Source organism: Nocardia uniformis NBRC 13702 (assembly GCF_001613345.1).
GTDB classification, from domain to species: Bacteria; Actinomycetota; Actinomycetes; order Mycobacteriales; family Mycobacteriaceae; genus Nocardia; species Nocardia uniformis.
In genome coordinates this window covers 24,630-32,158 of sequence record NZ_BDCE01000079.1, presented here as the reverse complement: position 1 = coordinate 32,158, position 7,529 = coordinate 24,630, and the positions used below count along the sequence as shown (strand labels likewise).

General features: G+C 66.5%; 7 protein-coding genes and 1 pseudogene. 4 read left to right on the top strand and 4 right to left on the bottom strand.

What is annotated here, in order from left to right; all coding sequences use genetic code 11:
- The 4 genes and pseudogenes from NU1_RS30910 to NU1_RS30895 all read right to left on the bottom strand — a co-directional run.
- Window positions 1–442, bottom strand: a pseudogene (locus NU1_RS30910) (nitrate ABC transporter substrate-binding protein); the annotation flags it as partial.
- 47 nt (window positions 443–489) lie between these two features.
- A complete protein-coding gene (locus NU1_RS30905; protein WP_084521959.1) occupies window positions 490–1,326 on the bottom strand; it encodes an ABC transporter permease in 837 nt (278 codons plus the stop codon).
- The gene (locus NU1_RS30900) at window positions 1,326–2,123 is read right to left on the bottom strand and encodes an ABC transporter ATP-binding protein (protein WP_067527005.1); all 798 of its coding nucleotides are present in this window, start codon (window positions 2,121–2,123) and stop codon (window positions 1,326–1,328) included. The genes NU1_RS30905 and NU1_RS30900 overlap by 1 nt, the downstream gene beginning before the upstream one ends.
- Window positions 2,124–2,229: 106 nt before the next feature.
- The gene (locus tag NU1_RS30895) at window positions 2,230–3,567 is read right to left on the bottom strand and encodes an amidohydrolase family protein (protein WP_067527004.1); all 1,338 of its coding nucleotides are present in this window, start codon (window positions 3,565–3,567) and stop codon (window positions 2,230–2,232) included.
- Window positions 3,568–3,914: 347 nt separating this feature from the next.
- Here NU1_RS30895 and NU1_RS30890 point away from each other — a divergent pair, with 347 nt between their 5' ends.
- The 4 genes from NU1_RS30890 to NU1_RS30875 all read left to right on the top strand — a co-directional run bounded on the left by NU1_RS30890 (window position 3,915) and on the right by NU1_RS30875 (window position 7,485).
- The gene (locus NU1_RS30890; RefSeq protein ID WP_067527003.1) at window positions 3,915–4,799 is read left to right on the top strand and encodes an enoyl-CoA hydratase-related protein; all 885 of its coding nucleotides are present in this window, start codon (window positions 3,915–3,917) and stop codon (window positions 4,797–4,799) included.
- 117 nt (window positions 4,800–4,916) lie between these two features.
- Window positions 4,917–5,213: a DUF6285 domain-containing protein gene (locus tag NU1_RS30885; RefSeq protein WP_067527002.1), complete on the top strand. Its 297-nt coding sequence runs from the start codon at window positions 4,917–4,919 to the stop codon at window positions 5,211–5,213.
- Entirely contained in the window at window positions 5,210–6,214 is a 1,005-nt protein-coding gene (locus tag NU1_RS30880) for a phosphotransferase family protein (protein WP_084521958.1), read from the top strand. Before NU1_RS30885 ends, NU1_RS30880 begins: the two co-directional genes overlap by 4 nt.
- Window positions 6,215–6,222: 8 nt before the next feature.
- Window positions 6,223–7,485: an acyl-CoA dehydrogenase family protein gene (locus NU1_RS30875; protein ID WP_067527001.1), complete on the top strand. Its 1,263-nt coding sequence runs from the start codon at window positions 6,223–6,225 to the stop codon at window positions 7,483–7,485.
- The last annotated feature ends 44 nt before the right edge of the window (window positions 7,486–7,529 follow it).

Genomic DNA, 7,529 nt, shown 5'->3' with positions numbered 1-7,529 from the left:
TGGTGACGGCCACCAGGGGCTGCTGTCCGGCGGCGGCGATGGCATGCTCGGAGTGGGTGAGCCCCATGGTAATCGAGGAATCGACGTACATCTGCGAGGGCACGGTCTGGAAGCCGATGGCTGGTCCACCCGCGCGGACTTCCAGCTCTACGCCGGTGTCCTTGCCATCCACCACCAGTGGGCCGGTGACCGTGTTGTTGTCGGAGTCGACCCGGTAGCCGGGACCGAGCAGGCCGAAGATCGGGCCGGAATCGGTTTCCGGTTCCCATTGCAGCTGCACCGCGACGGTGGCGGGGCACAGACCGGTCAATCGCTGTTCGGGTGGTGCGGGGGGCAGGGCGACGGCGGCGGTATCGGATTCGGAGCTGGAACAGGCCGCACCGGTGGCGACCACGAGGGCAGCCACGGCGGCCACGCCGAGACGGCGCAGTGGGGTGTGCATGGGTTCTCCACAGGGTGAGGATGAAATCCGCGGGGTACGGAGGGAATTCAGCGGCCGGAGGCGTGCCAGCGGCCGACGGTCAGGCGCTGGGCGACGGTGAATATCGCGAAGACGGCGACACCGAAGAGGGCTGCCAGCAGGAGTGCCGCGAGCAGGTCTTCCGATTGCAGGCGCGCCCGGAAGTTGTCGAGCAGCGTGCCGATACCCGGCTGTCCCTTGGCGAAGAAGATATCGCCGATGATCGCGCCGGTCACCGAGAGTCCGGCGGCGGTACGCAGGCTCGCCATAATCGATGGCAGGGCGGCGGGAAGTTCCAGCGATACCAAGCGGCGCAGGCGATTCGCGCGCCCGAGGGTGAAGAGTTCGCGCAGATTGCCATCCACGGACTGGATGCCGAACAGGGTCATGGCAATGATCGGGTGGACCGCGATGAGGACGCAGACAATGGTGCGGGCGGTGGTGCCGTAGCCGAACCACAACCCGATGAGCGGGACCACCGCGAGCACCGGAATGGCTTGCAGTACCACGGCATACGGGTAGACGACGCGTTCAATGACCTTGGCCTGGCTCATGAGTACACCGATGGCCACTCCGAGCAGGGCCGCCACGATCAGGCCGGTGACCGCCACCCGCGCGGTGACCGCCAGGGCTCGCAGCATCATCTCCAATGTGGCCGGATCCATGAGGGATTCGGTGAGGACGGTATGCGGCGGCGGAAGCAGGAACCGGCGGTCCGGGGCGAGTAGTACCAGTGACACCGCATACCAGGCCGCGAGCGCCAGACCGATGGACACCACGGGTGCGATGGCTTTGCGTAGTACCGGGTGAATTCGCCACCCGGGCACGGAACGAGTGGCGGGGGTGGCGATGGCGAGACCGACCATCAGCAGGCCTCCTTCAGGGTGCGGGACACCCGCGACACCAGTTCGGTGTAGGCGGTATCGAAGCGCAGCTCACGGACGCGTGGATACGGCAGGTCGATATCGATCACCTCGGATATGCGGCCGGGGCGGGCGGACATGACGACAACGCGGCCCGCGAGGAACACTGCCTCCGAGACGGAATGGGTAATGAACAGTGCGCTGAAGGCGTTGTCGCGGTAGAGCCGCAGCAACTCCTCCTGCATGCTCAGCCGGGTGATTTCGTCGAGTGCGCCGAAGGGTTCGTCGAGGAGCATGAGACGCGGCTCCAATGCCAGTGCGCGCGCCAGGGATACGCGCATGCGCATACCTCCGGAAAGCTGGCCGGGGAGTTTCCCGGCGAAGTCGGTCAGGCCGACCGCGGCCAGGGCCCGGGTGGCACGCTCGCGGCGGGTGGCGCGAGCGACGCCGCGCAATTCGGCGGTGAGTTCCACATTGCGCCGGACTGTGCGCCAGGGCAGCAGGGTGGCTTCCTGAAAGATGAAGCCCACCGAATCAGTCTGTACGGCAACAGTTCCCGAGGTCGGTTCCTCGAGTCCCGCCGCCAGCCGCAAGAGGGTGGACTTTCCGCAGCCGGATGGCCCGACGACGGCGACGAATTCGCCACGTCGCAATTCCAGGTCGATCTCGGTGAGAGCCACCACATCGCCGGAACCCCGACCGTCGTACCGCTTGCCGATCCCGCTGAAGGAGATTTCCCGGGTGACGGTTCCGGTCTCGGGGTCGGCCCCGGTGTCGCGCACCGTGTCATAGAGCACCAACGCGCTCACCTTCTCTCAATCTTGCGTGCAATAGCTGCCCAGGAATCAGTTTCGACCCTCTTGATTACATGTAGTCGATGCTCTGTTTCGGCTTCATTAAGAGCTATTACATGCCGAGTAGAAGTTGGGTCAGCGCCTGCTCATCCGTGCGCGTACTGCGGCCGTCCCGAATCACCGCTTCGCCGTCCACCCACACGGTGTCCACCACACGCGGTGACGCGGTGGTCAGCAGCGTCGCTCCCGGATCGCGGACCGGCAGGCAGGCGAAGTCCCGATCGAATCGCAGCAGCACGAGGTCGGCGCGGTCGCCGACGGCGACGCCGACCGGTCCGGTCGGCTCGCCGAGTGCGTTGGCGGCACCACGGGTGGCGAGCCGCATCATGTCGTCGAACCCCAGCAGATCAGCGCGTTTGTGGGTAACTCGTTGCAGGTACGCGCCCATGCGCAGTGCCAGCAGCATGTCCTGGGTGTCATTGCTGGCGGCACCGTCCACCCCCAGGCCGACGCCGATGCCTGCGGCCAACATCTCCGGCACCGGAGCCGTACCGCTGCCCAGCCGCATATTGCTCGCGGGGTTGTAGGACACCGCGACTCCGCGCTCGGCGAACAGCTTCCGGCCGTACTCGTCGAGGTGGACGCAGTGCACGGCGAGGGTCCGCTCCCCCAGCAGACCGCCGCGGTCGAGGTAGTCCACCGCCGAGCAGGCCACATGCAATCGGCACATATCGTCGTCGGTGCCGGTTTCCAGCAGATGGATGGAAATGGTCTTATCGGTCCGATCGGAGTACTCACGCACGGCCGACATGCCGTCGGGGGTCAGGCAGCGCGGATTGGGGACGGCCAGCGCGGTGGTGATGCGGGAGTCGGCCAGCCGGGTGTCGAGGTCGTCGATATGAGCGAAGACTTCCGAAAGTGGTTGCAGCAGACGCGGATCCATACCCCATCGGCGCGAGGCGTCGGCACGGTCGGCCAGACCACGACCGAAGATCACCCGGATACCGAGTTCGTTCAGCGCGCGCAGCGCCCCGTCGTGCACCGCCGCCGAGGGATTCGGCCACATGTGTTCGACCACCGTGGTGACGCCACCACGCAGCAGTTCGAGGCCACCGGCCAATGCCGCGACGTAGGTCTGCTCGGGCGTGGCCGCCACCGTGAATTCACCTACGCAGTGCAGCCATTCGAGCAGCGGCAGACCTTCGCCCGCACCGCGCAGCACCGACTGTTGGAGATGGGTGTGGGTATTGACGAAACCGGGGATCAGATGGCCGCCACCACCGTCGACATACGGAAGCTCTCGATTCCCGGCGGCCCGGGGGCCGATGGCAATGATCCGCCCGTCCACGATTACGACATCCTGGTCCGGCAGCCAGCGCGGCCCCTGGGCGGTAGCGGCGTAGACGGTGACAGCACCGATAATGGTCGAAGACGGCAGAGCGCGCACCATGCGGCATTCCTCTCGGAAATGCGGCTGGTTCGCCCGCCGCCGTCCGACGGTGCACCGCGTCCGTTGCAGCCATGAACGCCGTGCCCGGAAGCCTAACGGCGCTGTGTTTCCGCACCGTTAAACCCGGTCGGCGCCCGCCCGATCGTGCGCCGCCCCACGCTGATCGCGGCACCCTTCAACCATCGTCGATGTTAGCCAGAATTCTCAATTGTCTGCGGAATATTTAGAGCACCTTACCGCACCGATAACCTATGATTATCCGATCCAGACACGGGTAACTGGATGCCGTACACCCTGCGACCACGCCGTCATCCACCCACTATGTGACTGGCAATTCAGAAGGAAACATGACCTATAGCACCATCGTTTACGAGGTGCGCGACGCCATCGCCACCATTACCCTGAATCGGCCCGAGCACCGTAACGGCTTCACTGTGACCATGGCCGACGAACTCGGCGCTGCGCTGATCGCCGCCGACCGCGACGATGGCGTCAAAGCCATCGTCGTGACCGCTACCGGCAAATACTTCTGCGTCGGAATGGACATGGCCGCAGGGGAATTGGATGACACCACCGTCCCCGGCTGGGTGGAACCGGCGACCCGGGTGGCGCGGCCGATGACGAATTCCAACAAGCCGGTCATCGCGGCGATCCAGGGCTCAGCGGTGGGTGTCGGCATCTCCATGACCTTGCCCGCGGACTTCCGCCTCGCCGCCGCGGAGGCCCGCTTCGGTTTCGTCTTCGCCCGCCGTGGCCTGTTTCCCGAGGCCGGATCGCTGTGGTTCCTCCCGCAATTGGTGGGGCTGGCCAAGGCGAAGGAGTGGATGCTCACCGGCCGGACCTTCGACGCCGCCGAAGCACTCGCCGCAGGCTTGGTGACCAGCGTCCATCCGGCCGCCGAAGTGCTCGACGCCGCCTACGCACTGGCCCGCGACCTCATTGCCGAGGTGGCCCCGATCTCGGCCGCGGTGATCCGCCGGGGCCTGGTGGCGATGGCCGCCCATGGCAGTCCCGAGGCGGCTTTCCTGCTCGACACCAAGACCATTCCTTTCGCTATGGCCAATCCTGACCTCGCCGAGGGCGTTTCGGCATTCCTCGGCAAGCGACCGCCGCGGTTCACCGGCAATGCCAGTACCGACCTTCCAGAGCTGGGCGAGTGGCTGAGCGCGAGTGCGACGCGGAACACCAACGGCCCCAACGCTGGTGGCCCCGATGGTGGACTGGGCGGGTGAGGATTCGACCACCGCGTCGCTATATCGAGGCGGCGGTGGAATGTGCCGGCGAGCGGGTCGCGCGCGGCGCGGTGCCCGTGTCACTGGTGAACACGGTGTCCAATGAGGGAGTCGCCAATGCAGAATCGACCATCGGCCGCCGAACTCCTGGAGTCATTGGCCGAACTGCTGGAGGGCACGCTATTGCCCGCGCTGCCACCGGAATTGCAGCACCGGGCGCGAGTCGGGGCGAATCTCGCCAGAATCCTGTGCCGCGAGGTCGAACTCGGACCGGCGGCGGCGCGGCGCGAGCACGAACTGCTGGCGGCCGTCCGCGACGGTGACGAGCGGGCCAGGTGGGAAGCACTGACCGAAATTGTGCGCGCGGACCTGGCGATCGCCAAGCCGGGGTATGACGGCTGGGAGGGCGAGTGAACGCCGATCCGGCCCCGGCCCTGGCCGCGTATCTGACCGACACCCTGGGCAAGTCGGTGCGGGTCAGCGGCGTCGAATTCCTTTCCGCCGGGGCCCGTAGGCGCAATATCGCCTTCACCGCCGAGATCGAGGGCGACGGCGCGCGCAAGCTGGTCGCCACCCTCGTCCCACCCGCGGTGGAGATCATGTCGGTCGACGCCGAGGCGGCCGTGCGCGAACTGGCACGCGAGCACGGCGTCCCGGTCCCCGGTGTGCTGGCGGTGTGCGGTGACCCCGCGCGGGTCGGCGAACCGTTCGTAATCTCCGACCATGTGCCCGGAGAGACCGTGCCGCGCAAGGTACTACGCCTCGTAGCCGCTGTCGGCAATGCCGAAACCGTGGCCCGCCAATGGGGTGAGTCGATGGGCAGGCTGCACACCATCGACCCGGCCGAGGCACCCAACACACTGCCCGCCGCCGGTGCGGACCCGGCCGCCGATACCCTCGCCGATGCCGAGCAGGGCGTGCACACACTGCTCGGCGACCGGCCGGTCTTCGCGATGGCGCTGCGCTGGCTACATCGCAGGCAACCAGGCCCGCCGTCGCGTACCGCCCTACTGCACACCGATCTGCGCAACGGCAACATCATTGTTGGCGCGGACGGCCTGCGCGCAGTGCTGGATTGGGAAGGCGCGCAACGCTTCGGCGACCCGATGCGCGATGTGGCGTGGCCCGCGTTGCGCATGTGGCGGTTCCGCGAGGACGCCGAGGAGTTCGGCGGCTTCGCCGACCGCGCCACCTTCGTCCGCGGCTACGAATCCGCGGGCGGCGAATTCGACCTCGACCGGTTCCGCTGGTGGAAGGTGATGGGCACCCTGGCCTGGGGTGTCGGACTGGCGACACAGGCCGCCGCCCACCTCGATGGCACCGTCCGCGACATCGTCATGGCCGCCAGCGGCCGCCGGGTGTCGGAGATCGAGTGGGATCTACTCATGCAGATCCGACCCGATGCGAAACCTTAGGAGAGAGTGTGGATTTCGATCTGCCCGGGGAACTGGCCGCGTACCTGCGAGAGTTGGACGCCTTCATCGAGGCCGAGATCATCCCGCTCGAACGGCAACACGACAATATCCGCTTCTTCGACCACCGCCGCGAGGATGCCCGCACCGACTGGGACCGCGAAGGGCTACCGAGTGCGCAATGGGAGGAATTGCTGGCCGAGGCGCGTCGCCGCGCCGATGCCGCGGGCCACTACCGCTACGCCTTCCCCAAGGAGTTCGGCGGTCGCGACGGCACCAACCTGGGTATGGCCGTGATCCGCGAGCACCTGGCCAAACGCGGGCTGGGCCTGCACTGCGATCTACAGAACGAGCACGCCATCGTGGCCAATAATGTGGGCCTGCTGTTGATGCTCGAGTACGGCACCGATGCCCAGCAGGCGGACTGGGTGGACGGATTGGCCACGGGCACCAAATTCTTCGCCTTCGGCATTACCGAGCCCGAACACGGCTCCGACGCCACCCATATGGAGACCACCGCGGTCCGCGACGGTGACGACTGGATCATCAACGGCGCCAAGACCTGGAATACCGGCGTACATATCGCCGACGCCGACCTGATCTTCGCACGCACCGCCGGTACGGCCGGTGAGGGCCGCGGCATCACCGCATTCCTGGTGCCCACCGCCGCCCCCGGTTTCCAGGTCGAGGAATACCTGTGGACGTTCAATATGCCCACCGATCACGCCCGCATCTCGATGACCGATGTGCGCGTGCCGAATTCGGCGATCTTCGGCCGGGAGGGCCACGGCCTCGGAGTGGTTCAGCACTTCTTCAACGAGAACCGCATCCGCCAGGCCGCCTCCAGTCTCGGTGCGGCGCAATACTGTATCGATCAGGCCGTCGCATATGCCAGGGAGCGCAAGCCCTTCGGTAAACCACTGGCGTCCAATCAAGCCATCCAGTTTCCGCTGGTGGAACTGCACACCCAGTGCGAAATGCTGCGCGCCCTGATCCACAAGACCGCCTGGTCGATGGACACCTACGGCACATTCGCAGTCTCCGAACAGGTCTCGATGTGCAACTACTGGGCCAACCGGCTGTGCTGCGAGGCCGCCGACCGAGCCATGCAGGTGCACGGCGGCCTCGGCTACTCCCGCCACAAACCCTTCGAACACATCTACCGCCATCACCGCCGCTACCGGATCACCGAGGGCGCGGAGGAGATCCAGATGCGCCGGGTGGCGGGATACCTGTTCGGCTTCATGGACAGGTCCGCGGTCAAGGGCGTGTGAGACCGACTGCCGCCGGTACGCCAGCGCCGACCCGGACGATGCCG